Source organism: Stenotrophomonas sp. STEN018, assembly GCF_056760235.1.
This window is the reverse complement of the sequence record NZ_JBRREK010000008.1, coordinates 68,413-95,245: the sequence shown is the minus strand read 5'-3', so window position 1 is coordinate 95,245 and position 26,833 is coordinate 68,413. Positions and strand designations below refer to the sequence as shown.

Annotated in this window: 24 protein-coding genes; 6 read left to right on the top strand and 18 right to left on the bottom strand. The window is 63.7% G+C overall.

Going from position 1 to position 26,833, the window contains the following annotated elements; translation table 11 throughout:
• Positions 1–22: 22 nt before the first annotated feature.
• Together ACVOMB_RS05140 and ACVOMB_RS05135 are read right to left on the bottom strand one after the other, a co-directional pair.
• Positions 23–565 (bottom strand): DUF2867 domain-containing protein, encoded by a 543-nt coding sequence (locus ACVOMB_RS05140; protein ID WP_481530190.1) that lies wholly within the window; start codon positions 563–565, stop codon positions 23–25.
• Positions 562–1,224: a serine/threonine-protein kinase gene (locus ACVOMB_RS05135; protein ID WP_481530189.1), complete on the bottom strand. Its 663-nt coding sequence runs from the start codon at positions 1,222–1,224 to the stop codon at positions 562–564. The genes ACVOMB_RS05140 and ACVOMB_RS05135 overlap by 4 nt, the downstream gene beginning before the upstream one ends.
• Before the next feature lie 126 nt (positions 1,225–1,350).
• Here ACVOMB_RS05135 and ACVOMB_RS05130 point away from each other — a divergent pair, with 126 nt between their 5' ends.
• Positions 1,351–3,354: a bifunctional DedA family/phosphatase PAP2 family protein gene (locus tag ACVOMB_RS05130; protein WP_481530188.1), complete on the top strand. Its 2,004-nt coding sequence runs from the start codon at positions 1,351–1,353 to the stop codon at positions 3,352–3,354.
• A gap of 203 nt (positions 3,355–3,557) precedes the next feature.
• Here the strand turns inward: ACVOMB_RS05130 and ACVOMB_RS05125 are convergent, their stop codons facing one another.
• The 3 genes from ACVOMB_RS05125 to ACVOMB_RS05115 form a co-directional block, all read right to left on the bottom strand.
• The gene (locus ACVOMB_RS05125) at positions 3,558–4,163 is read right to left on the bottom strand and encodes an LON peptidase substrate-binding domain-containing protein (RefSeq protein ID WP_481530187.1); all 606 of its coding nucleotides are present in this window, start codon (positions 4,161–4,163) and stop codon (positions 3,558–3,560) included.
• Positions 4,164–4,294: 131 nt separating this feature from the next.
• On the bottom strand, positions 4,295–5,764 hold the full coding sequence (gene mpl, locus ACVOMB_RS05120) for a UDP-N-acetylmuramate:L-alanyl-gamma-D-glutamyl-meso-diaminopimelate ligase (protein WP_481530186.1): 1,470 nt from the start codon (positions 5,762–5,764) through the stop codon (positions 4,295–4,297).
• A 328-nt stretch (positions 5,765–6,092) separates the two neighbouring features.
• Positions 6,093–6,656: an adenylate kinase gene (locus ACVOMB_RS05115; RefSeq protein WP_481530185.1), complete on the bottom strand. Its 564-nt coding sequence runs from the start codon at positions 6,654–6,656 to the stop codon at positions 6,093–6,095.
• A gap of 142 nt (positions 6,657–6,798) precedes the next feature.
• Between ACVOMB_RS05115 and ACVOMB_RS05110 the strand changes: the two genes are divergently transcribed.
• Both ACVOMB_RS05110 and ACVOMB_RS05105 read left to right on the top strand, forming a co-directional pair.
• On the top strand, positions 6,799–8,055 hold the full coding sequence (locus tag ACVOMB_RS05110; RefSeq protein ID WP_481530184.1) for a 6-phosphofructokinase: 1,257 nt from the start codon (positions 6,799–6,801) through the stop codon (positions 8,053–8,055).
• 221 nt (positions 8,056–8,276) lie between these two features.
• Positions 8,277–8,405 carry a hypothetical protein gene (locus ACVOMB_RS05105; protein WP_481530183.1) on the top strand — a complete coding sequence of 43 codons (129 nt, stop codon included), beginning with the start codon at positions 8,277–8,279 and terminating at the stop codon, positions 8,403–8,405.
• Between the two features lie 13 nt (positions 8,406–8,418).
• Here the strand turns inward: ACVOMB_RS05105 and ACVOMB_RS05100 are convergent, their stop codons facing one another.
• Positions 8,419–8,925, bottom strand: a complete 507-nt coding sequence (locus ACVOMB_RS05100; protein WP_481530182.1) for a hypothetical protein — start codon at positions 8,923–8,925, stop codon at positions 8,419–8,421.
• A 243-nt stretch (positions 8,926–9,168) separates the two neighbouring features.
• Here ACVOMB_RS05100 and ACVOMB_RS05095 point away from each other — a divergent pair, with 243 nt between their 5' ends.
• Positions 9,169–11,196, top strand: coding sequence for a sodium-translocating pyrophosphatase (locus ACVOMB_RS05095; RefSeq protein ID WP_481530181.1), 2,028 nt, complete (start codon positions 9,169–9,171; stop codon positions 11,194–11,196).
• Positions 11,197–11,513: 317 nt separating this feature from the next.
• On the opposite strand, the gene ACVOMB_RS05090 is transcribed toward ACVOMB_RS05095, so the two are convergent.
• From ACVOMB_RS05090 to ACVOMB_RS05040, 11 genes are all read right to left on the bottom strand, one after another.
• A complete protein-coding gene (locus tag ACVOMB_RS05090; protein ID WP_481530180.1) occupies positions 11,514–12,182 on the bottom strand; it encodes a glutaminyl-peptide cyclotransferase in 669 nt (222 codons plus the stop codon).
• A gap of 47 nt (positions 12,183–12,229) precedes the next feature.
• Positions 12,230–13,450, bottom strand: a complete 1,221-nt coding sequence (locus ACVOMB_RS05085; protein ID WP_481530179.1) for a helix-turn-helix domain-containing protein — start codon at positions 13,448–13,450, stop codon at positions 12,230–12,232.
• A gap of 304 nt (positions 13,451–13,754) precedes the next feature.
• Complete coding sequence (locus tag ACVOMB_RS05080; protein WP_481530178.1) at positions 13,755–14,495, bottom strand: energy transducer TonB; 741 nt, start codon at positions 14,493–14,495, stop codon at positions 13,755–13,757.
• Positions 14,492–14,917 (bottom strand): TonB system transport protein ExbD, encoded by a 426-nt coding sequence (gene exbD, locus ACVOMB_RS05075; RefSeq protein ID WP_481530177.1) that lies wholly within the window; start codon positions 14,915–14,917, stop codon positions 14,492–14,494. Before exbD ends, ACVOMB_RS05080 begins: the two co-directional genes overlap by 4 nt.
• 9 nt (positions 14,918–14,926) lie before the next feature.
• A complete protein-coding gene (gene exbB, locus ACVOMB_RS05070; RefSeq protein ID WP_481530176.1) occupies positions 14,927–15,643 on the bottom strand; it encodes a tonB-system energizer ExbB in 717 nt (238 codons plus the stop codon).
• Positions 15,633–15,773, bottom strand: coding sequence for a hypothetical protein (locus ACVOMB_RS05065; RefSeq protein WP_481530175.1), 141 nt, complete (start codon positions 15,771–15,773; stop codon positions 15,633–15,635). Before ACVOMB_RS05065 ends, exbB begins: the two co-directional genes overlap by 11 nt.
• The gene (locus ACVOMB_RS05060; protein WP_481530207.1) at positions 15,770–16,156 is read right to left on the bottom strand and encodes a YbaN family protein; all 387 of its coding nucleotides are present in this window, start codon (positions 16,154–16,156) and stop codon (positions 15,770–15,772) included. Before ACVOMB_RS05060 ends, ACVOMB_RS05065 begins: the two co-directional genes overlap by 4 nt.
• Before the next feature lie 43 nt (positions 16,157–16,199).
• Positions 16,200–16,790, bottom strand: coding sequence for a biliverdin-producing heme oxygenase (locus ACVOMB_RS05055; RefSeq protein ID WP_481530174.1), 591 nt, complete (start codon positions 16,788–16,790; stop codon positions 16,200–16,202).
• A 179-nt stretch (positions 16,791–16,969) separates the two neighbouring features.
• Complete coding sequence (locus tag ACVOMB_RS05050; RefSeq protein ID WP_481530173.1) at positions 16,970–19,885, bottom strand: TonB-dependent receptor; 2,916 nt, start codon at positions 19,883–19,885, stop codon at positions 16,970–16,972.
• Positions 19,886–20,011: 126 nt separating this feature from the next.
• Positions 20,012–20,983 (bottom strand): FecR family protein, encoded by a 972-nt coding sequence (locus tag ACVOMB_RS05045; protein ID WP_481530172.1) that lies wholly within the window; start codon positions 20,981–20,983, stop codon positions 20,012–20,014.
• A 107-nt stretch (positions 20,984–21,090) separates the two neighbouring features.
• Positions 21,091–21,591, bottom strand: a complete 501-nt coding sequence (locus ACVOMB_RS05040; RefSeq protein ID WP_481530171.1) for an RNA polymerase sigma factor — start codon at positions 21,589–21,591, stop codon at positions 21,091–21,093.
• A gap of 221 nt (positions 21,592–21,812) precedes the next feature.
• On the opposite strand from ACVOMB_RS05040, the gene ppa reads away from it, so the two are divergent.
• Together ppa and ACVOMB_RS05030 are read left to right on the top strand one after the other, a co-directional pair.
• Positions 21,813–22,358: an inorganic diphosphatase gene (gene ppa / locus ACVOMB_RS05035; RefSeq protein ID WP_481511682.1), complete on the top strand. Its 546-nt coding sequence runs from the start codon at positions 21,813–21,815 to the stop codon at positions 22,356–22,358.
• A gap of 161 nt (positions 22,359–22,519) precedes the next feature.
• Positions 22,520–23,635, top strand: a complete 1,116-nt coding sequence (locus tag ACVOMB_RS05030) for an HDOD domain-containing protein (RefSeq protein ID WP_481530170.1) — start codon at positions 22,520–22,522, stop codon at positions 23,633–23,635.
• A 298-nt stretch (positions 23,636–23,933) separates the two neighbouring features.
• On the opposite strand, the gene ACVOMB_RS05025 is transcribed toward ACVOMB_RS05030, so the two are convergent.
• Positions 23,934–26,795: a TonB-dependent receptor gene (locus tag ACVOMB_RS05025; RefSeq protein ID WP_481530169.1), complete on the bottom strand. Its 2,862-nt coding sequence runs from the start codon at positions 26,793–26,795 to the stop codon at positions 23,934–23,936.
• Positions 26,796–26,833: the final 38 nt, after the last annotated feature.

The following is a 26,833-nucleotide window of genomic DNA, read 5'->3' as shown; positions in this document are numbered from 1 at the left end:
CAGCCAGCACTGGCATTGCAGCTCAATCCCGTCCGGGCACCACCATACGCCGCGCATGGCTCTCCAGCAGACGCGGCACGATGACCCGGTGCAAGGGCGCTACCGGCAACATGTATAGACGCCCGAACGGCCGGTGCAGGTGAACCACGGTGCTCACCTGCAGCTCGCAGCTGTCGTAGCCGGGGCCAAGCTCTACTGCTAGTTCCACCCGCAGATGACGGTCGCTGTCGCCCAGCACGATGCCATCGGCTGCCAGGGCTCGCACTGTAAATATCCCGAGCCTGTCGCCGACCGTCAGCCCTTCCGGAGCACGCGCTGGCACGCTGCGGATCGCGCCAAGGTGCTTCATTCCCAGCAGACGCATGCCGGCATTTCGCAGCCGCATCAGTCCATCAAACCAGGCCGGCACCTGCCGGGCGATGTCCAGATAGGCCTGTACGGCACTGTCTGGCCGGCGGACCAGATTGATCCGCGAGGCATGCGCGAAATGACTGCCTGGCAGCAACGGGTGCAGCAACGCGCCCGCAGATATCCCGACCTCACGCGCCCGCACACCACTACTCAAGGCTTCGGCCCCTGCCCTTCGTTGTCTTCCCAATGCAGGATGCGGCGGGTGACGAAGCGGTAGACCGGCTTGCCGGTGGCAAACCACAGTTCGCGGATCCATGAGTGCCGCTTGAGCAGGCGCAGCTCCACCGGGGTCAGCGCCTGCCGGCAATACATGCGCTTGTGCTTGAGCAGGTGGCGCAGGTCTTCGCGCGCCAACAACCGCATCCAGCGCGAACGCGGATTGCCACATACCGCCAGCTGGAAGTCGATCAGCGCCGGGGAACCGTCCTCGCGCACCAGCCAGTTCGCTTCCTTGGCCAGGTCGTTGTGGGCGATGCCGTGCCGGTGCACGCGTTGCAGCAAACGCCGCGCCGCGCGGAAATAGGCCAGGTCACCATGCGGCGGACGCTGGTACATGGCCGCGCCTGCCATATAGCTGCGGTCCAACCAGTGCCCATCCCAGGCCAGCAGCCTCGGCGTGGCTTCCATGCCATCGAGTTTGGCCAGCGCGCGGGCTTCACGCCGCGCCAACCACCAGGCCGGCAACCGCAGCCACAAGGGCGTCGCCCCCAGATCGCGGCGCACGAAGGGCCCTTGCGGGCTTTCAATCAACAGGATTCGTCCGAAGCTGTCAGCTTTCAGCGCGGTGACAGGTGCGGGGGAAGAGTCAGTCATCCCTGCATTCTAGTCGCCAACACGCCATCCTCTGAGCGACATCGTAGGTGAACAAGTGCCACTGCAATCGACTGAACCTATGCCGTTGCCATCGGTCTGACTCGGGCTTCCCTTTATAATCGGCCGATGAATTCTTCCTGGATCGACGCCACCCTCGCGTGGATCGCTGCCCATCCCATCCTTGCTGGCCTGGCGATCTTCGCCATCGCCTTCTGCGATGCGGTGATCATTCTCGGCGCCATCGTGCCGGCCTTGCCGCTGATGATCGCGGTGGGTGTATTGATCGGCATGGGCGAGCTTTCCGGCCCCTATGCGGTGATATGTGCAACCTTGGGCGCCTTTGCCGGCGACGGCTTGAGCTATTGGGTGGGCCGCCGTTGGGGCGACCGCCTGCGCGGCGTATGGCCGTTCAGCCGTTACCCGCAGCTGCTGGACCGTGGCGAGGTCATGTTCCGCCGCAATGCCTTCAAAAGCATCCTGATCGCCCGCTACGTCGGCGCGATCCGGCCCTTCGTACCGGCAATTGCCGGTATGGCCAACATGCGCTTCATCAGCTATCTCAAGGCCAGCGGCCTTGCCTGCCTGTCCTGGGCCGTCCTGTTCCTGCTGCCCGGCTGGGCGCTGGGCCAGGCCTATGACGCCGTTGCGGCGGTGGCCGGGCGTCTGTTCCTGGTGGTCGCCCTGCTTGGCACGATCCTTGGGCTGGTGTGGGCTATCGTGCTGTACAGCTACCGCTGGTCGGCGACACGCATGGACGGCTGGCTGGCCCGTCTACTGGCCTGGTCGCACCGCCACCCGCGCTTCATCGGCCACTCGCTGAGTGACCTGTTCGATCCCAAACGCCGCGAATCGGTGCCCTTGGCCATGCTGGCCTTGATGCTGCTGGTGCTGGGCTGGGGTTGGTTCGCGCTGCTGATGGTGGTGGTCGGCCACGGCGAACCGCTGGCCCTGGACCTGGCCGTACACCGCTTGATGCTTGCCCTGCGCAACCCGCTGGCCGACTACCCGATGGCCGCGCTGGCCTCGCTGGGCGACTGGCAGGTGCTGTTGCCGGCGATTGCAGCGGGTATGGGTTACCTGGCCTGGCGCCGGCGCTGGATGGCGGTCTTCCATTGGCTGGCGGCGCTGGCCTTCGGCCTGGCTCTGACAAAGCTGCTGGGTACCACCGTCGATGTGGTGCGGCCGCCGGCCGCCAGCAGCGGCTTTGGCTTCCCGTCGGTGGCGGTGACCATGGCCACCATCACCTTCGGCTTCTTTGCGGTGCTGATCGGCCGCGAGCTGCCGGGACGTACCCGCGTCTGGCCGTACCTGTTGTCCGGCGCGGTGGTCACGGTGATTGGTTTTGCCCGCATCTACCTGGGCGCACACTGGCTCAGCGACGTGATCGGCGGCATGTTGTTCGGCGTGTTCTGGCTGCTGGTACTGGGCGTGGCCTATCGCCGCCGCTTCAACCGCTCGTTCTGGGTCAAGCCGGTTGCATGGCTGTTCTACGGCGTGTTCGTGATCGCCGGGCTTTGGTATGCACCGCGCAATGTACCGGCCAAGCTGGCCAAGTTCGAACCCGCTGCAGCCAGCATCGTGCAGATGGACGCCTCCCGTTGGTGGCAGGACGGTTGGCATGAGCTGCCCGCTCGCCGCAATGATTTCGATGACGATCAGCGCTGGCCGCTGGACGTACAGGTAGCCGGCCCGTTGCCGGCCTTGCAGGCGCAGCTCGAACGCAATGGCTGGACCCGGCAGCCCCAGGCTGGCTGGCAACAGGCGTTGATGATGCTGGACATGAAGGCCACGCCGCAGCAGGTGCCGGTATTGCCGGCAACCTTGGACACCAATGTCGAGGCGCTGCTGATGCTGCATCCGGGCGCGCGTCCGGATGAAATCCACGCACTGCGGCTGTGGCCTTCCACCGTCCAACTGCAACCTTGGCTGGCACCGGTATGGCTGGGCAGCGCGCAGACTCTGCGTTACCAGCGACACCTGAAACTGTTCGGCATGTGGCGGCCGCTGCGCGGCGTTGACCCGGCACTGGACACGCTCAAGCAATCGCTGGATGGCCTGCAAACCCAGCAGCAGGTGCAGCCGGAGACGGGCCTGCCGTTGCTGATGATCCGCGCCGAACCAACGCCGTAAGGACGACTGTAGTGCCGAGCCATGCTCGGCAGGGGGCACTACCGGTAAAGCCTCTGCCGAGCATGGCTCGGCACTACGGAGGCGTTGCCGGCCAACACTGTAGGAGCGGCGTAAGCCGCGAAGCCGATAAATCGTCAGATTGCGGTTTCCGCTCGCCTCGAAACATTGCCAGCTTCGCGGCTTACGCCGCTCCTACAACCGGGTTACAGATCTTCCTCGATCGGCACATCCAGCTCCGGGATCCACTCCAGTAATCGATCCAGGCGTTGCTGCGGGTCGTTTTCCTGCAACAACTGCAGGCGCTGGGTTTCGTGCAGCGGCAATAGTTCGGCCAGGCGCCAGCCCACCCACGCCGCCTGGTCCAATTGCGCCGGACCGGCAGCTGCGTACTCGCCGCCTATCTGCTCGATGATGTTTTCCAGCAAGGTGCCAAGCAAGCTGTGCTCGGGCTGCAGCTCGTCGTCGCTGTCGCGCTCACACCACTCGACATCGGCCATCACCAGACCGTTGTCGCGCACATGAGTCGCCGTTACATGGAAACGCCGCGCACCACGCAGGCGCAGCACCAGCACACCATCAGGGCCGACGTCGAAATCCTCGACCACCGCTTCCACACCCCACGCAGCGGGGATTGCCGGCGCACCGACTTCCTCGCCATCGAGAATCAGGCAGACGCCAAAGGTGCTGCCGGTACGTCCACATTCGCGCACCAGATCCAGATAGCGCGGCTCAAATACGCGCAGGTTCAACATCGCACCGGGCAACAACACCGCGTGCAGGGGAAACAGGGCAAGGCTGAGCAATTGCATGGTCCAGGTAGTGACAGGTGTTCGGCAGACAAGCCGGATGGTACTCCACCACACCGCCACGACAATTCATCGTGCGCCACCGCAATCAATGCTGTGCCGGGTTGCATGCAACCCGGCCTAAGACAACTACATCAAACGCCTTGCAGCTGCGCCAGGAAACGCCGCGGCGCGCCGTCGAAACCACCGTTGGACATGAACACCACGTGGTCGCCAGCGCGCGCGACATCGCCGAGCTTGGTCAGCAATGCATCGGTATCGGCGACCGCCTGCGCATCGCCGCGCACTGCGTCGATCACCTTGGCCGCGTCCCATGGCAGCTCGGGCCGCGCCAGGAACACCACCGCATCGGCGATATCCAAGGACGGCGCCAGTGCATCCGAATGTGCACCCAAGCGCATCGAATTGCTGCGCGGCTCCATCGCCACCACGATGCGTGCATCACCAACCTTTGCGCGCAAACCTTCCAGCGTGGTGTGGATGGCGGTTGGGTGATGGGCAAAATCGTCGTAGATGGTTACGCCCTGCGCTTGTCCGATCACTTCCATGCGCCGTTTGACGCTATGGAAGCCAGCCAAGGCCGGTGCCACGCTGGCAACATCGACACCCACCGCATGCGCGGCGGCCAATGCAGCCAGTCCATTGAGCACGTTGTGCCGGCCCAGCAGCGACCATTCCACGGTTGCCACTTCGGCACCGCGATGCAATACCGCAAAGGCGCTGCCGTCCTGGTTGATCAGGCGTGCGCTCCATTCCAGTGAAGGATCAAAACCAAAGCGCTCCACCGGCGTCCAGCAGCCCATCGCCAGCACTTCGGCCAGGTACTTGTCTTCGCCATTTACGATCAGGCGACCGCGACCGGGCACGGTGCGCACCAGATGATGGAACTGACGCTGGATCGCGGCTACATCCGGGAAGATATCGGCGTGATCGAATTCCAGATTATTGAGGATGGCGACCAGCGGACGGTAATGAACGAACTTGCTGCGCTTGTCGAAGAACGCGGTGTCGTATTCGTCAGCTTCAACAACAAAAAGCGGTCGATCCGAAAGGATCGACGCATCCTCCCCTTCTCCCTCCAGGGGAAGCTGCCCCGAAGGGGCGGAGGGGGGTCGGGCTGCACCTGCATCAGCAACCCCCGCCAGCGACCGCCCCAACCGCGCCGACACCCCGAAATCCTCCGCAACGCCACCAATCAGGAAACCCGGCTCGCGCCCGGCCGCCTGCAGCAGGAAGGACAGAATGGTGGTCGTAGTGGTTTTGCCATGGGTACCGGCGACCGCCAGCGTATCGCGGCCCGGCAGTACTTGTTCGGACAGCCATTGCGCGCCCGAGGTATAGCGACGGCCGGAATCCAGCACCGCCTCCACCGCCGGGTTGCCGCGCGAGAGCGCGTTACCAACCACTACTTCGTCGCAGTCTGGGCTGATATTGCCCGCCAGATAGCCCTGCGACAGGCTGATACCCAAGGTTTCCAGCTGGGTGGACATGGGCGGATACACCGCCTGATCGCTGCCTTCGACCTGATGACCGAGTTCGCGGGCCAGAGCGGCCACGCCGCCCATGAAAGTACCGGCAATGCCGAGGATATGGATCTTGCTCATCCCTAGATTGTCGCCGATGCGCTGGATTTGGGGTATCCAGGCCCAACCCGAGCTGTATCCCCAATCGCTTGTAGGGGATTCCCCGATACCGTCACGAGACATTCACAATGAAAATACGTGACGCCAGCCTCAGTATCCCTCAGGTCCTACTCCCCAAGAGGCCATCCCCAGGGAGCTCATGCTGATGGGGCCGTGAGCACGCCCTTAGCTGGCTTTTTACAAACGAAACGCCCGGATCCAGCTCATGGATCCGGGCGTTTCTGTATGCGCGGCCGTCGCAGCAAGCCCGCGACTGGGCGCGGCAGTTACCTGCCGGCGCCCAGCATCCTCAGCGCTTGATCGCCGCCAGGATGCGGGTCAGCACTTCGTCCAACGCGCCAACGCCATCCACACGCGCCAGGGTGCCCTTGGCGGCGTAGAAGTCGATCACCGGTGCGGTGGAATCGTTGTAGACCTGCAGACGCTGACGCACCGATTCCGGGTTGTCATCGGCACGGCCCTGCTCCTGGGCGCGACCAGCGATGCGCTCGACCAGCAGCTCGGTCGGCACTTCCAGCTGCACGATGGCGTCCAGCGGCTGGTTCAGCTTGGCCAGCAGTTCGCCCAGCGCGTTGGCCTGGGCCACGTTGCGCGGGTAACCATCCAGAATGAAACCCTTGGCGGTATCGGCCTGCGACAGGCGCGATTCCAGCATGCCCAGCAGGATGTCGTCGGACACCAGGTTGCCGGCATCCATCACCGCCTTGGCCTGCTTGCCCAGCTCGGTGCCGGCAGCCACTTCGGCGCGCAGCAGGTCGCCTGTGGAAATGTGCGGAACCTGCAGATGTTCCTTCAGGCTCGTCGCCTGTGTGCCCTTGCCCGAACCGGGCGGTCCCAACAGAACCAATCGCATTCCTGACTCCCATATGTTTTGAGGAAACGGGACGGACAGCGGCGTTAGACTCATGGGCCGATTCACGCTGCACCGCAATATGTGCAGCTTACCGCATCCGGCCAATGTCCCGGAATGTCCCCCGCTCTGGAGAGTATTGCCCATGTCCAAAGGCACCTTGCTGTATGCCCAGTCCGGCGGCGTCACCGCCGTCATCAACGCCACCGCCTCGGCCGTCATCGCCGAAGCAAGAGTTAGGAAAATCAAGGTGTTGGCAGCACGCAACGGCATCCTCGGCGCACTGCGCGAGGAGTTGATCGACACCTCGAAGGAGTCGGCCGCCAACATCACCGCGCTGGCCCATACTCCTGGCGGCGCGTTCGGCTCGTGCCGCTACAAGCTCAAGTCACTGGATGCGGACCGCGCCAAGTACGAGCGCCTGCTTGAGGTTTTCAAGGCGCATGACGTGCGCTGGTTCCTCTACAACGGCGGCAATGACTCGGCCGATACCGCGCTGAAGGTCTCGCAGCTGGCCAAGGAATACGGCTACCCGCTGACCTGCGTGGGCGTGCCCAAGACCATCGACAACGACCTGGCGGTGACTGATACCTGTCCGGGCTTTGGCTCGGCGGCCAAGTACACCGCCATCTCGGTGCGCGAGGCGGCGCTCGATGTGGCGGCGATGGCGGAAACCTCGACCCGCGTCTTCATCTACGAGGCGATGGGACGTCATGCCGGTTGGCTGGCTGCAGCTGCAGGCCTGGCCGGTGAAAACCCCGACGACGCACCGCAGATCATCCTGCTGCCGGAGCGCGCCTATGACGAGCCGGTGTTCCTGGCCAAGGTGAAGCAGGTGGTCGAGAAGGTCGGCTTCTGTGTGGTGGTCGCCAGCGAAGGCATCCATACCGCCGACGGCCAGTTCGTCGCCGATGCCGGTGGCATCAAGGATTCTTTCGGCCACACCCAGCTCGGCGGCGTGGCTTCGTACCTGGCCGGCAAGGTCAAGGCCGAACTCGGCTACAAGGTGCATTGGACCCTGCCCGACTATCTGCAGCGCTCGGCCCGCCATATCGCCTCCAAGACCGATTGGGAACAGGCGCAGGCGGTGGGCAAGGCAGCAGTGCAGTTCGCACTGAAGGGCCACAACTCGGTGATGCCGGTGATCGTGCGCAGCTCGGATGTGCCGTACCGCTGGAAGATCGAGGCCGCACCGCTGTCCAAGGTCGCCAACCACGAAAAGAAGATGCCGGCCGGCTTCATCCGCAAGGATGGTTTCGGTATCACCGAGAAGGCCCGTCGCTACCTGCAGCCGCTGATCCGTGGCGAAGCGCCGCTGCCGTACGACCGCGATGGCCTGCCCAAGTACGTGACCTTGAAGAACGTCGCCGTAGCCAAGAAGCTCCCGAGCTGGGAAGGCTGAAGCAGCAATGTAGTGCCGAACCATGCTCGGCGGAGGGAGGCTTGCCCGGTAGCGCCCAGCACAACATGGCTGCGCCCCCAAAAGCTGCCCTCACCCCAACCCCTCTCCCGCAGGCGGGAGAGGGGCTAGTAGAGCCTGATCACCGGCATTACTTCAGACAGGTGTGCCGCCCCGATGGGCGGCGCATCCTTCGCCCAAAGTCTGCACACGGGCACTGCACCATGTTCCGCAAGATACTGATCGGGATGCTTGGTTTTCTCGTCGTCTGCGCACTGGCCGTAGCGGGCTACCGCGTTGGCAAGCAAATGGCACAGCACGATCGAGACACCCGAGCCGCGCAACAACGCTGAGCTAGCAGCACCGTCAGCGGCAGGCCGTGCCCTGCATCGCCAGCTTGGCCGAATACGCGGGCAATGCAGCCAATCGCCCAGCTGCGGCCTGCGTTTTGGCATCACCCAGATAGACGCGGTTCTGGCCCTGCCCGTCCAGTGCTACCTGTTGCCCGGCCGGCTTGCGCCACACCTCGATCACCGCCTGCTGCGAACTGCAGGATGCCGAGGGAATACGCGCCACTTCATTGAGCTTCCAGCCGGCCGCTTCGCTGGGATTGACCTTGCTGGCATCCAGGAATACCGCACGTGGCTGGCACTGCGGGTTGGTACGTACCAACTGCATGTCATACGGCTGCGCGGCGGTACCGGTGAAGCGGCCCTCGATGCGGGTACAGGCTTCGGGAATCTGCCGCACGGTGTGTACCGTGCCGGTGGCCTGCGCGCTGGCTGCCGGACGTTCGATCTCGGGCTTGGCGGTGGCCGCCAACAACGGCAGCGGCGACAAGGCCGTCACGGCAAGAACTAGCAGGGCTTTCATCGGCAGCGATTCCACATGGACAGATACGCGACGTTGCCAGCATCCGACTGAACCCAACAGCAAGAAGGGGGCGGCTGGCGGTCGAGACAGCTGGCAGTCATACTCAGGCCGCCTCAGAGTGTTTGAACACAGCGACACGTACCACAGCCGCACGCGGCCCGGGTCTGTTCCAGTGCTTCGATCTACCCGGCGTGTCCCCGCTTCATCCACAGCTGTATGGCATCCACCAACGCTGGAGGGGTCATGCTCGAACAGTACGGTCTTGTGCTTTCGCTTGTCTGCGCCGCTGTCGCCATCGTCTACGGCATCATCTCGGCCCAATGGGTCCTACGCCAACCTGCCGGCAATGCCCGCATGCAGGAAATCGCCGCCGCCATCCAGGAAGGCGCGCGGGCCTATCTCAACCGCCAATACCTGACCATCGCCATCGTCGGCGTGGTGTTGTTCGTACTGGTCGGTTTCTTCCTCAGCTGGTACACGGCGATCGGTTTTGCGATCGGCGCGGTGCTGTCCGGTGCCGCCGGCTACATCGGCATGAACGTATCGGTACGCGCCAATGTGCGCACTGCCGAAGCTGCCCGCAACGGCATGAGTGCTGCGATGGATGTCGCGTTCCGTGGCGGTGCTATCACCGGCATGTTGGTGGTCGGCCTGGGCCTGCTGGGCGTGGCCGGTTATTACCTGATTCTGCAGCGCATGGGCCTTAGCCAGGCCGACAACCTGCATGCGCTGGTCGGTTTGGCATTTGGCAGCTCCTTGATTTCGATCTTCGCGCGTTTGGGCGGCGGCATCTTCACCAAGGGCGCGGACGTCGGTGCGGACCTGGTCGGAAAGGTCGAGGCCGGCATTCCCGAAGATGACCCGCGCAACCCAGCGGTGATCGCCGACAACGTCGGCGACAACGTCGGCGACTGCGCAGGCATGGCCGCGGATCTGTTCGAAACCTATGCGGTGACGGTGATCGCCACCATGCTGCTGGGCGGCATGATGATGGCCGAAGTCGGCCGCAATGCGGTGCTGTATCCGCTGGTGCTTGGCGGGGTATCGATCATCGCTTCGATCATCGGCGCGTTCTTCGTCAAGGTGAAAGCCGGCGGCTCGATCATGGGCGCGCTGTACAAGGGCGTGATCGTATCCGGCGTGCTGGCCGCCATCGCCTTCTGGCCGGTGACCACGCAGCTGATGGCCGACTCCAGCCACGGCGCCACCAACCTGTACATCTGCGCCTTGATCGGACTGGTGTTGACCGGCTTGATCGTGTGGATCACCGAGTACTACACCGGCACCCAGTACAAGCCAGTGCAGCACGTGGCACAGGCTTCGACCACCGGCCACGGCACCAACATCATCGCCGGTCTGGGTGTGTCGATGAAGTCCACCGCGCTGCCGGTGATCGCGGTCTGCGCGGCGATCTGGTCGGCGTTCCACTTTGGTGGCCTGTACGGCATCGCCATCGCTGCAACCGCGATGCTGTCGATGGCCGGCATGATCGTCGCGCTGGACGCCTATGGCCCGATCACCGACAACGCCGGCGGCATCGCGGAAATGGCCGATCTGCCACCGGAGATCCGCAACATCACCGATCCGCTGGATGCAGTGGGCAACACCACCAAGGCAGTGACCAAGGGTTATGCGATTGGCTCGGCGGCTTTGGCAGCGCTGGTGCTGTTTGCCGACTACACACACAACCTGCAGATGGCACATCCAGGCGAAACCTTCGCCTTCGATCTGTCCGATCACACGGTGATCATCGGCCTGTTGATCGGCGGTTTGATTCCCTACCTGTTCGGTGCGATGGCGATGGAAGCAGTCGGCCGTGCGGCCGGCGCGGTGGTGGAAGAAGTCCGCCGTCAGTTCCGCGAGATCCCCGGCATCATGCAGGGTACGGCCAAGCCGCAATACCACAAGGCAGTGGACATGCTGACCCGCTCGGCGATCAAGGAAATGATCGTTCCTTCGCTATTGCCGGTCGCAGTACCAGTGGTGGTTGGCCTGCTGCTCGGGCCGAAGGCATTGGGTGGTTTGCTGATCGGTACCATCGTGACCGGCCTGTTCGTCGCGATCTCGATGACCACCGGCGGCGGTGCCTGGGACAACGCCAAGAAGTACATCGAAGATGGTCACTTCGGCGGCAAGGGCAGTGAAGCGCACAAGGCCGCGGTGACCGGCGATACGGTCGGCGATCCGTACAAGGACACGGCGGGGCCGGCGATCAATCCCCTCATAAAAATCATCAACATCGTCGCGTTGCTGCTGGTGCCATTGCTGTAGTCGAAGCCGACTGCGCACAGCACCTTCGCCCTTCCCCCGTTTACGGGGGAAGGGAACGGGATGGGGGCGCCGCAGGCGTAGCTCAAGATCATCAACATCGTGGCTCTGTTGCTGGTACCGCTGCTGTAATCCTGACTGACAGCGAAAAGCGCCCTCACCCCAACCCCTCTCCCGCGCGCGGGAGAGGGGCTCTTGTATCCAGCAGCCGGGTGATCGGAAAGTGCACAAAGCATCCAACAACCCGAAGCACTTGTGGGAGCGGCGTAAGCCGCGAAGCTGACATCACGTCGGCCAGTCGCAAAACACGACAACACCACTCAACCCGAACGCTTCACTGCATACACCCGGCCGTCGTTGCCACCACCGCAATAGAACAGCTCACCACCATCCGCTTCCAGCCCACTGACACTGATGCCATCCGGCATCTGCAGGCGCTCCAGCACTGCACCGGTATCGGCCTGCAGGCGCCGAATGTCACTCTGACCAGCCTCGCCAGTGGCATGCCAAAGCGTTCCATCCACCCAGGTCACGCCGGTGACGAAGCGGTCGGATTCAATCGTGCGCAGGATCCTGCCGTCGGCCGGATCGATCTGGTGAATTTTCCGCTGCCGGTACTGGCCCACCCACAAGCTGCCTTCCGCCCACGCCATCCCAGAGTCAGTTCCAGCGCCCGGCGCGGGAATCGAAGCCAACACTTCTCCGCTCTCGGCATCGATCTTGTCGATGCGCGCTTCGGCGATCTGCCAGAGATAGGTACCGTCGAAGGTAGTACCGGCGTCACAGGGCACGGCTAAACTGCGCACCGTCCGGCCATCACGCGGATCGAAGGCCACCAGCGCGGCGCCGGTGGCAGCCCAGACGTTGTGTCCATCAAAGCTGACGCCATTGATGGTGTCCGAGCCGGCGAACGGGCCGTACTCACGCACCACCTCGGCGGGGCGAACCTTGGTCGCCACAACTTTGGGACTGAGGGTTTGGGTATTCATCACTGCGATCTCCTGGCATGTCCGTGATTGGCTGCCTGCCAGCGACACTAGTCAATCGGCAGCGCAGCAGGGAGTAACAAGATCGTCGTGAAACCGCTCAGCGGCATCGAGCGCCAGCGCTGCGCTCGACCGCGCCCATTCGAGTACACCCGCCCTGCTGCCTGCAACTCCAGCAACGCCCGCTGCACGTTGCGCTGACTGCCTGCCAAGGCCAAGCCCAACGCCGAAGTCGACCAGGCGGCACCGTCGGCAAGCAGCGCGACCATTGCTCCTTGCTCGCCTTCGATAGGCGGCAGCAACACCTTCACCGAGGTCGCTGAGCAAGGTGACAGGCGGAAGCCCGCAGGTGTTGCTTCAATACGCGCCTGCGCCGCGATGATTCCGCGCAGGCGACCGATCTCCACCCGCAGCCGTGCCCGCAGCGTCTCGTCGTAGTGGCGCATGCCGAATGCGCGTGTGATCAGCACATCGCGATCAACCTCGCCCGGCCAGGCCTCGGCCAGTGCGCAGGCAAGCTCGAGCAACACCGGCCGCCTTGCCAGCGATTGCCAGCTGGTGCCTAGCCTTATGCCGCGGCGGCACCCGTCCACTATCAATGCGCCGGATTCCAACAGCGCCTGCACTTGATCAATACGCAGCAACTGATCCGCACCTCCACCGAGGCAACGAGCAGCAGGCTGATCAAGTTTGATGCAGGCTTCTTCCACTTCTGCCTGCAAAGCGCCAATACCCGCTTCTACGGCCGCCGCCCGAGCACGTTCAAGTAGTGCCCGAGCCTGCTCGATCTGCATCCGTCGCAGTGCCAGCGTTGCAGCTGTGAGCGCCGCCATTGCGTTCAGTGCGGGGGGCAGTCGTCTGCCCTCCAATCTGTTCATAACATGTGCTACTTCGTCGATCCTTCCCAGCAACAGCAGTCGCCGCGCCAGGATCAGCCAAGCCTGCAATGCATTGGCCGAATCACCGTGTGTATCCAGCACGGTCGCGATGGTCGACAGCGGTTCGGAAGCACCGCCAAGTTCGCGCAGCGCCAAGGCCACTTCGGCCTCGGCCAACCCGCAGCGCGCGCGTGCCAGTACTTCGTGCGTGCCAAAGCCGCGCTGGGCACGCCGCAACAGCTCTCGAGCCCGCGTCAGGTCGCCGAGCTGGGCCATGGCGATTCCGCGCAGGGCCAGCGCGGGAGGATCGTCGCGCAATGCAACGTGCTTGAGCGCGGTGAGTACATCACCGGTGGCCAAGGCGCGGGCGGATGCTGCGATCAGGGAATCCATGGGGGCAGGCTAACTGCGGGCGGGCGTGGATGCACTTGTCAGCTCTTGCACCGTCGCAATAGCCGCGTAGAAGGTTGGCGTGCCCATGTCCGTGAATATCCATCGACTCGACGCCTGGATGCCGTCGCGCTGCAGGATTGCCGCTAAGAGCGCCCTCACCCCTGCCCCCGCTCCGCGCCCCGGCCCTTGCGCTAGCGCAAGGTCGGTCGACGGGCAGCGAACCAATGGTTCGCAAGCTGCCCCTCTCCCCCCGCAAGCGGGAGAGGGGACAGCCTTCGTCGATAGGTCGTCTGGGGGCTGCCGCCTATCTGCGATTGATGAAGAACTCCACCGGCACCATCACTTCCACCGGGTCACCGACGACATCCGCTGGCGGTACCGGCACCGGGGTTGCCCGCGCCAGCGTCTCCAGCGTGGCCTCATCAAGGCTGTCGTGGCCGCTGCTGCGGCCGATCCTGGCATTGCTGACCTTGCCCTGCCGGTCCACGCTGAAGCGCACATAGGCCACGCCTTGCTGACGCAGGCGTTCGGCCAGGCGTGGATAGCGGCGATACTTTTCCAGATGCCCCAGCAACTGCCCTTGCCAGCTGACCGAAGCCTGCGCCTGTTGCCCGGCGGTGGTCTGGCGGGCGGCATAGCGCTCGCTGGGCTTGGCACTGACATCCGGCGGCGCCAGGGTCTGGTCTACCGTGTGGGCGTCGGAGGCTGGCACCTGCTCACGCGGCTGCGGCGGCACGTAAGCGTCCACCACCTCGGGCTCCTGCGGTGGCGGCTCACGCTCCACGCGTGGCGCCGGGGTCGGTTCGCTGCGTTGCTGCTCCTGCTGCGGCGGCCCCTGTGGAATCTCGGTTGGCGGCGTTGGCGGCGCTTCCGGCGTCTCAGCCATATCCACCATCACCGCTTCCAGCGGCTGCTGGTCGGCCAGCAAGGGCGGTGTGCGCAGACTCCACCACAGCGCCGCGCCTATCACCACGGCGTGCAGCAACAGCGCCAGCGCGAAGCTGCCACCCCAACGCAGGCGCGAGGATGCAGTAGCGACGGTCACGATGACTGCTCTATCCCGACCAACGCCACTTTCAGGTAGCCGGCGCGACGCAGCAGGTTCATTGCTTCCATCAGATCGCCATAGCTGACCGAGCGGTCGGCACGCAGGAAGATGCGCTGCGAGTGATCACCTTGTGTGCGCTTTTCAAGTTCTGCTGCCAACGCATCAGCCGATACTGAGGCCTCGCCCAGACGCAGCGACAGATCCGCCTGCACGGTGAGGAACAGCGGCTCGGCATCACGCGGCTGCGGCTTGGCGCTGCTGGCCGGCAGTTCGACCGGCACATCGACGGTGGCCAGCGGTGCGGCCACCATGAAGATGATCAGCAGCACCAGCATCACGTCGATGAAGGGGGTGACATTGATCTCGTGCGCTTCGTCCAGCGCTTCGTCGTCGGACTCACGGGAGGTACGGATTGCCATCGCCCGGCCTCAGCGCACGTCGCGCGACAACGCGCGGCCGCAATCCAGATCGCGCGAGACGATCTGCTGCACGCTGGCGGAGATATCCCCGCCCAATGCACGCAAGGTCTGCAAGCGGCGACTGAAATGGTTGTAGATGACGACCGCAGGGATTGCAGCGACCAGGCCCATCGCCGTGGCCAGCAGTGCTTCGGCGATGCCCGGCGCAACAACCGCCAGATTGGTGGTGTTGGACGCGGCGATGCCGACGAAGCTGTTCATGATGCCCCACACGGTGCCGAACAGACCGACGAACGGTGCCACCGCGCCGATGCTGGCCAACAGGCCGACGCCGCTGCGCAGGCGTCGGCTGTTGCCCAGCTCGATGCGCTCAAGCCGCGAGCCGAGACGCTCCTTGACCCCATCGTGCCCCTGCGCATCAACCGACAACGCCAGCTCGGTGCGGGCCGCGCCCAGCATGCTGCGCGCCAGATCCGATTGCTGCAGTACCGGCTGCGCATCGGCGCCATCGAGACTGCCGCTGACATCCAGTACCTCGCGCGCGGCCTGTAGTTCACGGCCGATACGGCCCAGCTCCAAGGTCTTGGCGATCAACACCGTCCAGGTAGCCAGCGAGGCCAATGCCAGGCAGATCATTACCGCCTGCACCACCCAGTCGGCGGACTGGTACATGGCCCAGGGCGTGAGTGCCTGTGTGGCGGCGTTTGAGGAAATATCAGCGTGCATGGAGAGATTCCGGATCGTCGTGGAAAAAAGTCGCACTGGCGATCTGGCTGGTGCGTTGAACGTTGTACGAGATGGCGTCGCGTCGGCACGACACCGCATGCTGCGTATCGGCAGCGGCGGACTGCATCATGATTGCTCCTCACTGGCCGCCGGCTCGCGCGGGCTTGGCCGCGACAGCACATAGGCAGCACTGGCCAGGAAGAAAACGGCCACTGGCACGGCCAGCTTCCAGCTCGGATGCGCGCCGATGAAGAACAGCACATAACCCAGCGCCATGCCCCCAGCGGCAAAACACTTGCCCTTGCGGCTCACCGCACCCTGCTCGCGCCACTGCCGCAGCGGCCGGCCGTAACGCGGATGCTGCAGCAGCCACGCTTCAAAGCGCGGCGAGGATTTCGAGAAGCACCACACCGCCAGGATCAGGAAAATAGTGGTCGGCATCACCGGCAGCAACGCACCGATCACCCCCAAGGCCACCATCAGCCAGCCCAGGCAGAACCACAGCCAACGGATCACGCCGATGCCTTCATGGTGTCTGCCGATGCGCCGACCTGCATCAGGCGAATTCCTGCTCGACGTAGGCGCGTACGGTGCGGAACGCCGCATTGGCGCCTTCGATGGCGGCCGCTTCCTGCGCCTCGCTCATGCTGATGGAATCCATTGATGCAGTGAACTGGCGCCAGTGGCGAGCCGCGCCATCCGGATGCGCGGCCAGGTGGCTGGCACCGAAGTCCGCGCCCAAGCCCAGCTTGCCGGCCAGCTTGAACAGGATGGTGCCGCCGAGGTTGGAGCCTTCGGCGACGTACAGCCAGCCCAGCGCCTGCGGCAGCTCGATATCGTCAGGGATGACCGCAGCGGTTTCGGCAGGAACGTCCTGTTGCAGATCACCGAGGTCGGCAACAATCTGCTGCAGGCGCTGGCGCTGCTCCAGATCCGGCAGCAGCGCGCGTAGCAGCGGCGTGGCGTACAGCGCCTGGATGTCGCGGTGGAAACGGTATTGCACGCGTACGAACTTGGCGAAGCGCTCGCGGCTGGCAAAGATGTCCTCGGACATGATGCGCTTGTCCAGCGAATCATGGGTGCTGCTGGTAGCCGCTTTCAGGCGCTGGCTACGGCTGGGTGCGGCAATGGTTTCGGTCGTGATCATGGTCTGCAACTACGAAGCGGAGGGGGAAACCGGCCGCATCTTTTGATGGACTCGCCGGTCGTCCTGATTGAGACGTCTGCCGGGGGCCTTCCCCCAAGCGGCCTGCACGATGTGCTGCAACCGGCAATCCCGGCGCTTGCGCGCCGGGATTGCCCTGTACATCGATCAGTCCCTATCCATCAATACCGGAACGTCAGCGCCATCCGCGCGGTACGGCCCGGTGCCGGCAGGATGCCCAGCGCCAGCGGGTCCAGGTAATAGCGATCGGTGGCGTTGTCCAGGTTGACGTCCAGGTTCCACTGGTCATTGAACGACCAGCTGGCGAACAGGTCGACGATGGTCGCCGGGCGGTACAGCTGCTGGATCGCCGACAGGCCGACGTTCCATTCCTTGTCCAGCTTGCTGATCGGGCCAGCGTTGTGCACCACGCGGGTGCCGAACGTCAGCCGCTCGTCGAACAAACGCGAACCCAGGGTCACATTGACCGTGTAACGCGGTGGGTTCTGGGTATTGCTGTAGGAGCCTTCAAAACCACCGTCCACGCAGTTCGGGGTGTTCTTCAACTCCTCGATGTTGCGCGCATGACCGTAGGCACGGCGCTCTGCAGCAATATCCGGCGCGCAGGTCTTGGCCTTGAAGTAGTAGTGCGCGGACAGGTCGGCGAACACCTTGCCGGCATCGTAGTTGGACTGGAACTCCATGCCCGACACCTTGAAGCGATCCACATTGCGGATCAGCCCGGCCGACAGCGTGCGGTAATCGCGGGTGATCAGGTCATCCACGCGGGTATCGAAGTAGGCCAGCTTCAGTGCCAGCTGGTCGCCATTGGCGAACAGATCGCGCTTGATCGTGCTGGCGCCGATTTCCCAGCTGCCGGAGCGCTCAGGCTTCAGCTCGCCAACGGGCTTTGCGGCGGTGAACAGACCCAACGTGGTTTCAAACAGGCTCGGCAGCTTGGTGCCTTCGGCGTACTTCAGGTAAACCATGCTGTCTTCGTCGAAACGATAGGTGACGCTTGCAGTCGGCGAAAACGCGCTGTCACGGCGTTTGATCGGCTTGGACCAGGTCCAGCTCACCGGCACCATCAAATCTTCCGCGGCATCAGCGTCGTAGAAGTTCCAGCCGCCGATGTCGGCCACCGTGCCCTTCTTGTATGGCGAAGCCAGCAGCGAGGCCAGGGTGAAATTGCCATTGGCATCCGGGTACCAGTTCAGCATCGCGATGCGCTTGGCACGCCATGACGGCAGGCTCGGGTCGCCGTTGAGCAGCTGGGTGTAGCGGTACTGACCATCAGCCTCGAACTTGTCTTCCTTGGCCAGTCGATTGCGGTCATGCACGTTGACCCGGTTCCAGCGGCCGCCGGCCATGAACTCCCAATGCTCATTGGGCTCCCACTTGATCGATGCGACCGCGCTGTATTCCTTGCGCTCAGCATTGCGCAGGAAGCGGTTGTTGACCAGGTCGTCATGCATCACCGGCGCATTCGGGCGGATGTCTTCATCGCTGAGCGACAGGCCGTAGTCAAAGGTGAACAGACCGGCGCTGGTTTCCAGCAGCGAGGTATTGCTCACGTCCAAGCCGAAGCGTTTCTGCTTCAACGGATTGGCGTAGGCATCCTTGTAACCGGGGTTGCCGCTGAAGCTCGGCGCGTCATACCACTCGGTGCGGCGATCGAAGTACCACGGGGTGATACCGGTCAGGCTGTTGTACATCATGCTTTCGGCGTCGGTGTACCAAGCGTTTGCACGCAGGTCGACCAGGCTGCTGTCCGGATTGAAGCGGTAGCGCAGGCTGTAGCTGTCCATGTCGACGTGGCCCGGGTCCCACTGCGGCACGCGGTCGCGGTCCACACGGATGATCTGCGAGGCCATGATTTCGCCGGCAGTGCCCTCGTAGCGGCGGTAGCCCAGTTCCAACGTCTGTGCATCGTCGATGCGCCAGGTGCCTTTCAGCAGCGCCGATTCCGAACGTGACGATGTGTTGAATACTTCGGTGCGCGGCGGATTCAGCGGTGCCAGCGTGCGCCGGGTCTGCGGGAAGTCGTCATAGCCGTGCTTGCCGCCAAAATAGTTGCCGGTATCGCGCCAGGCATAGGCGGCGACCAGGTCGAAGCGATCCCAACGCTGGGCCACCGCCACGTTGGCGAACTGATTGCCGGTAGCATTACGGTCAGTGCGCGGTGCGGCGCTGTAATCGGGCACGTTGTTGGCGCTGTTGTTGGCCAAACCGGTACGCACGCGGATGCCGCTATCGCGGCCTTCGCGCAGCACGTCATCAACCTTCAAGGTCTCCATCTCGACCACGCCACCGATGCCGCCGGACGCGTTTGCTTTCAGGCTCGGGCCCTTGGTGATGGTGATGTTGGAGATCAAGTCCGGATCGAGGTAGGTACGCTGCGACTGGCCGGCATAACCACGATAGGTGTCCATGGTCGATTGGCCACCATCGATGATCACCGGGATGCGGCTTTGGCCCTGGATGCCACGGATGTTCACATCCAAGGCATTGCCCACACGCGGATCACCTGCGGTGACGCCAGCCACGCCCTTGATGATGTCGGCGGTGGAGGTGCCACGGAAGCGTTCGATGGTCTGCTGCGGGATGTAGGCGGTCGAACCAGTGGTGCGATAGGTATCGAGCAGGCGTGCGGCATCACTGCCAGTGCCTTCGCCACCGCGCTGGTCACCGGCTACGCTCAGGGTGCCGGTCACGACCAGGTTTTCCGCGGTCGCCCCCGCCGGCAGCTTTTCGAGAGTCACCGCGCCATTGCCGCTGCGGCGGGCAGCGATGCCGGTGCCGCGCAGCAGCTGCTGCAGCGCCGTCGCCGGCGCCAGCTGGCCGGATACCGGTGCCGAGGTCGCACCGTCGGCCAGCGCGGCGGCATAGGCCACCTGCACGCCGGACTGACGCATGTACTGGCCCAGCGCTGCAGCAAGCGGCTGCGCTGGGATGTCGAACTGTGCGCTGGCGCTGGCAACGGTGGCCTGCGCCATTGCGGGAATGGCTGGCGTCAGCACCGCCAGGCCGGCGGCCAGCATCGCGACGTGCAGACGGGACAGGCGCAGGCGTGGGCCGGCGCGGAAAGAACTGGGCATTGAAATTCCTGATGTCGAAGCCGCAATGAGGCGGCGGAGGTTCGACGTACGTGGCGGCGGCTGAGGTACGGTCGGGGTTAAGACGATTGAGCCGGGCAAACCCCCAAGATCAATCGCCCAGCTCGGCTAGCGACGCGCTGGCAGCTCGTTCTGTTGTGCCTGCACGATGGCGATGCCAAACGGCAGGCGCGTTACGCTCAAGCCACTGCCTGCAGCCAGCGCATCCAGCGCCTGCTCGGGTTGATCCAGCCGCAACGCGGCATTGATCGGCGGCAAGGCCGACAGATCGCCACGCACGAACACATGACCTGGACGATAACGCCCCAATTCGGCCAGCACCTGCGTCACCGGCACGTTTTCCAGCAGCAGCTCGCCGCGTCGCCATGCTGCGACGTGATCAGGTGCCAGTCCCGCGCCCAGCTCGGCAACCCCGCCTTTGCTCCAGCCAGCTGTCTGCCCGGCCTGCAGGTACATCCAGCCTTGATCCGGGCGCGCAGCAACCCGCACGCGCCCCTGTTCGACCGCGGTATCGACATGATCGCCATCACGACTGACCACGAACGCGGTGGAAATGTCCTCGACCACACCATCGCCGACGGTGATGCGGAATGGCGCGCCAGACTGCGGCACAACCTCGAACCAGGCGCGCCCACGCAGCAGCTCGATACGCCGCGTGGCTTCGCCGTAATGCACGGCAATGGCAGCGCCAGCATCCAACACGGCGGTTGAACCGTCCGGCAGGCCGACCTGGCGAATGGCCACATCCGCGCGGTAATCAGCGCGCATGCGCAGCGCCAGCTCCGGCGCCGACATCACCCCACAGAACAGCGCCAGCATCGCCACCGCTGCCAACCAGCGACGTTGCGTGCGGCGCACAGGCCGCTGTACCACCACGCTGGTCTGCGGGCGGGCAGCGAGGCTGCGCCACAGTACCCGTTGATGTTCAAACGCATGGCGGTGTCCGGGCAGCAACAACCACTGCTCGAAGGTCTGCATGTCCTGCTCGTTCATGGTCCCCGAGGCCAGACGCAGCAGCCAGTCGCGCGCCTGCTGCGCAGCGGGACTGTCGGGCGTTGGCGAGGAGGACGGCGGGCTCATGGGCTGGCGTTGCTGCTTTTGTTTGTGATGGCGACGGGCGGAATACAGGACAGCGGTCTCACTACATGACGAACCGCGCCACTGCATCCCCAAGATGAATTGCAACGCTAACCGCCGCTGCGCGCCCAGGCCAGCCGCTGCAGGGCCAAGCGCAGATGGTTTTCCACGGTGGTTACCGATACCCCCATCCGCCGCGCCACTTCCGGCTGGGTCAGGCCCTGCAGGCGATTGAGGCGGAACATGCTGCGGGTGGGCTCGGGCAGGTGCTCGGCAGCTTCCAGAACCCGTGCCAGCTCGTCCTGCGCCATCACCTGCTCCTCGGTGGACAGCACCTCGTCCGGCCCCCACAGGTAATTCTCAGTCTGCAGGCGCAACCGGCGGGTACGCTCGCGACCATGATCGGTGGCCAGGTTGCTGGCCAAGCGGTACAGGTAGGCACGCGGGTTACCAATGACCTGCTCGTTGCCGACCCCGCGGACCTTGAACCACACCCCCTGGATGACGTCGTCGGCGCCGCCATCAGCACCGAGGATCTGCCGCACCAGACGCAGCAAGGCCGGGCGTTCGCGGATCAGCAGTTCGGTCAAGGTGGTGGCGTTGCTGGACATTGGAGGCTGTGAAGACAGGACGGGCCGCCTGCACACGCCGGCCCTGGGCGGGCAAGCATACATCGATAATGATAATTGTTCTCATATGTATTGCGCGACAGTGTGTTCCCCGCGCCCTGCCCGGCCCAGATTGCCCGCCCGACTGAGGTTTGGTGCGCCGCAATAGTGGTGCGCGTAGAATGGAGCTCTTTTTCAACCAACAACGATTCGGAGTCAGCGCAATGAGCCTGAAATTGGTCTCGCCGGGCAAGAACCCGCCGGAAGAAATCAACGTCATCGTCGAGATCCCGAAGGATTCGGAGCCGGTGAAGTACGAAATGGACAAGGAAAGCGGCGCGATGTTCGTCGATCGCATCCTGTCCACGCCGATGCGCTACCCCTGCAACTACGGCTTCGTGCCGCAGACCCTGTGCGGCGACGGCGACCCGGCCGACGTGCTGGTGGTGCTGCCGCTGCCGCTGGTCCCGGGCTCGGTTGTGCGTTGCCGCCCGGTCGGCGTGCTGAAGATGAGCGACGAAGCCGGTAGCGATGAGAAGATCCTCGCCGTGCCGGTCGCCAAGATCTTCAGTGGCTACGCCCACGTGGAAGACATCGCCCAGGTGTCCAGCCACTGGCTGGAGCGCATCGGCCACTTCTTCGAGCACTACAAGGACCTGGAAAAGGGCAAGTGGGTCAAGATCGAAGGCTGGGGCGATGCCGCCGAAGCCAAGCGCATCCTGGTCGAAGCGCACAAGAGCTACCTTGCCACCCAGGAACAGGACGTCTAATTGGCACCGCGCTTGGTCGTAATACTCGGCCCTGCGTAGCGACAACCATCACGTTTTCCTGGTAGAGGGCATGACCCTTTGCCAGCAAGCAGCTACATTGACAGGCCGGTTTCCGGCCTGTTTTTTGTGCGGCTTTTGCGTTTTGTCCAAGGGGAAGTGTCTTGCGAATCCTGTTAGTCGGCGGCGAAGCCAACCTGTCGGCCGAGCTGCTTGAGTACGTCGCCGATCTGGGCGATCAGTGGGAAGTACAGTCGGTCCCGGACGGCAGTGCTGCCATTGTTGCGGTGTCCTCGGCCACCATCGACGCGATCATCGTTGCGCCGGTACTGCCCGACCTGGCCCCGGCCACCCTGCTCGGGCAGATCCGCACGCTGCGCCCGGAAACCATCCGTATCGCATTGATCGACGGCGACAACAACCAGCGCGTGCCTTCGGCCCGCATCATTGGCGTGGCCCATCGTTTCCTGCCGCTGCCGCTGGCCCCGGAAGTGCTGCTTGAAGCACTGACCAGCCTGGAGGAGCTGCGCGAACTGCTGGACAGCCCGCACCTGCGCCAGACCATCGGCCGCATCGAAAAGCTGCCCTCGCCGCCACACCTGTACATCAGCCTGACCCACGCGCTGGAAGAGGACGAGGAAAGTGACTCTGCGGAGATCGCCAAGCTGGTCGCAGCCGACCCAGCCATCGCCGCCAAGGTACTGCAGCTGTCCAACTCGGCGTTCTTCAACAGCGGCCGCGCCATCTCCGATCTGCGTGGTGCGGTCACCCGTCTGGGTATGGCCACCCTGCGCGACCTGGTTCTGGCCAGTGAAGTATTCGCCCTGCCCGGCATGTCCGGGCCCGACCGCAACGCACTGCAGTCACGCGCACTGATGGCCTCACGCCTGGCAGCCAAGATGCTGCCTGCATCCAGCGCCGAACTAGGCTCCACCGCCGCCCTGCTGGCCGACATCGGCCTGCTGCTGCCCGGCGTGCGCGACGAACGCCTGCCCGCCGATGCAGAAGACCCGCGCCCCGGCCATGCCGAGGCCGGTGCCTATCTGATGGGCCTGTGGGGCCTGCCGATGCCCATCATCGAAGCAGTCGCCTTCCAGCTGCAGCCGGGCCGCTCCAATGTCCGTAGCTTCTGGGTGGCCGGTGCTGTCCACGTCGCCACTGCACTGGCCGCCGGTACCGCAGTTGATGAGCAGTATCTGGCCAACGTCGGCGTACTGCCCAAGCTGGAGCAGTGGCGGGCAATGGCCGATGAGCTGATGGGCGTGAGCGTCGAGGCCTGAGCCTGCGTTTCATTGCGCTGCAAAACCAGGATTGAATGACAACGGCCGCATAGCGGCCGTTGTTGTTTCTGCGTGTCAATGCAGCCCTGCGTGCAGGAAGTTGGCAACCATTGCCTCGATCATTCCTGAAGCGCTGCGCGCACCCGGGCTACAGTCCCAGCCTGGATGGATCCGCTTTCGTCGTCAGTTGCCTGGGGATCAAAGCACGCCTGCTCTGACCCAACGATTACCATCACGCAAAGAAAAAGGGTGGGCCTTGCGGCCCACCCTTTGTCATGCATCACAGAGCTTCGATGGATCAGAAGCTCTGGCTGTACTTCATGTACATGAAACGACCGATGTCGAAGCCACCGTAGTACGAGAAGCTCGAGTTCGGCTGGCTGTACATCACCGGGCCTTCATGGTTGAACACGTTGTTCACGCCCACAGCGATCGTTGCCTTCCACGGTGCGTTGTAACGAATCTGCACGTCGTGGAAGGTGTTCGAACCACGCTCATGAGTCGGCTGCGCCAAGGTGTACGGCGAGGTGAAGTCCGGCATGTTGCACTCCGGGCCGCCTTCCATGTCATAGCTGCAGGCTTCCTTCATGCTGGAGTAGTAACGCACACCCCAGTTGACGCCGAAGTCGCCGTAGCTCCAATCGACATTCAGGTTCGAACGGACGCGGAAGTTGCCAGCCCAGCCGGTCGACTGCTCGGTCGGGGTGCCCGCTTCGTTGTCACGCTTGTACTCGAGGTAGTCGACGTAAGTCGTCTTCCAGTCGACAACGAAGTTACCGATTGCCAACTCCGGCAGACGGTACTTGACGCCCAGATCGAAACCAGCGGTTTCCTGGTAGCCGCCGTTGATCAGCGTACGGGTCACGTCGATGACCTGACCGTTGGTACGGCCGGAGGTGCCACGGGTGAAGCGATCACATGCCGAATCGATACCCAGCACGTAGCACTGGTTCAGAATCGAGGTGACCGACTCAGCGGCGATCACGTTTTCGATGCGGATCTTCCACCAGTCAAGACTGACATCCAGGCCCTGCACATAGCTCGGGCTGTATACCAGGCCGGCAGTCCAGGTCTTGGAGGTTTCCGGCATCAGCTCCGGGTTGGAGCCGGATTCGAACGGGCTGTACGACTGCGTACCCGGACCGGTCGACAGTGCGCCACCCGAGGTGATCTGACGGAAGTTCGAGGCAAGACCGCCAGCCTGGCAGGCAGCGGCAACCGACGGGTTACGCACGGCAGCACCAAAGGTGCTGTCGCACGGATCGGTGTAGCTGTCGAAGGTCTGCGAAACGCCACCGTACATGTTGGAGATGTTCGGTGCACGGAAGCCCGTGGCATAGGTTGCGCGAACCAGCAGGTCGTCGATCGGCTTCCACTTCAGGCCGAACTTGGAGTTGATCGTGTCACCGAAGGTGCTGTAGTCCGAGTAACGGCCAGCCAGGTCGAGCGAAAGCTCCTTGGCGAACGGCATGTCGGCCAGGATCGGCACGTTCATTTCGAGGTAGAACTCGTCCAGCTCGTACTTGCCCTGGGTCGGGCCGCCGGCCAGACTGGTGCTCAGGCCCGACTGCAGCATCGCATCGGGGCTGTACTTGCCGCTTTCCTCGCGGTGCTCGTAACCAGCAGCAAAGGCCAGGTCGCCAGCCGGCAGCGTGACCACGCTACCCGACAGGTTGGCGCTCAGCACCTTGGTGGTGTTGGTGTAGGTGTCGTGGCTCGGCAGGAACAGGTAGTCCTGCAGTGCCTGGTTGCCGGTCAGGCCACCAATGCCGGTTTCACCGTAGCCCAGCAACGGGTTCCACGGGGTGCAACCTGCAATCACCTTGCTTTCGGTACCGCAGTAAGCAACGCCGTCCTTGATGAACGACGGGCCTACTGCATTGGCAACGTTCGGGGTGAACAGGTCGCCGGTACCGGTCTTCACACCCTTGTTCTGGTTGTAGACGTAGCCCACATCCCAGTCGAAGTAGCGATCGGCAAATTCGAACGCACCTTCCAGGCCTGCGCTGAAGCGGAAGGTTTCCTGCTCAGACTCGGTCTGACGCGGCATTTCCGAGGTACGACGGATGAAGGAAGCTTCTTCGCCCAGCGGATTGAAGGCGCTGTCGGCCGACATCGGGGTCTTGAAACGCTCGGACTGGAACGGATAGCCAGCAATCTGCGAGGTCGCGGTGCGCTTGGTGTACAAGGCACTGGCGGTGGCGCGGATGTTTTCGGTCACATCGAAGTTGCCGTTGGCAAAAATCGAGCGACGCTCCAGCTTGTTCTGCAGCCACATCTCGGCACTGGGATTGCCGTAGTCGGCCATGCCGAACTCATGGTAATCCGACAGATCGGTGCCTGCCGCGCCCGGATTCTTCACGTACCAGTTGTCATCCTTGTCAATCAGGATGCCCTTGTTGGTAGCCGCGGACCAGCCGTTGGCGTCATCTTCGGTCGGGACCGGATGCCACTGGCCATTGCCGGAACGGCTGAAGCGGCGATCCTTGGCGGCCACCGGCTTCTCCGAGCTGTACTCGGCACCGAAGGTCACCGAACCGCGCTCACCGGTCTGGCCGTAAACGAAGTTATAGGTTTCCTTGTCACCGTCGCCCTGGCCGTACTGGCCGCGGTAGACGCTGGCTTCCAGACCATCGAAGTTCTTGCGGGTGATGATGTTGATCACGCCGGCGATGGCATCGGAACCGTAGATGGCCGAGGCGCCGTCGGTCAGCACTTCAATACGCTCGACAACCGAGGTCGGGATTGAAGCCAGATCGGTGTAACCACCGGTGCTGGAACCCATGCGCTTGCCGTCGAGCAGCACCAGGGTGCGCTCCGGGCCGAGGTTGCGCAGGTCAACGTACTGACCACCGACTTCTTCGCCCGAGGTCAGTGCATCGGCACGGCTGATGGCCGGCGAACCGGTCGCTGCCAGGTTCTGCACGATGTCAGCAACGCTGGTGAAGCCCTGCTTCTCGATATCAGCGCGCTGCAGCGCGATCACCGGCTGCGCGGTTTCCATGCTGGCCGAACGGATGCGCGAGCCGGTGACTTCCAGGCGATCCAGGGTGGTCGCACCGGCAGCAGCTTCCTGCGCCGAAGCAAAAGAGGGGGTCAAGGCAATAGCAATGCCGGCCGGGAGCAAGCCCAACCGCACTGCAGAATTACGAAGCTTCATCAATCTCTCCAAAGAGCTAAACAAACGACAAAGTTAGC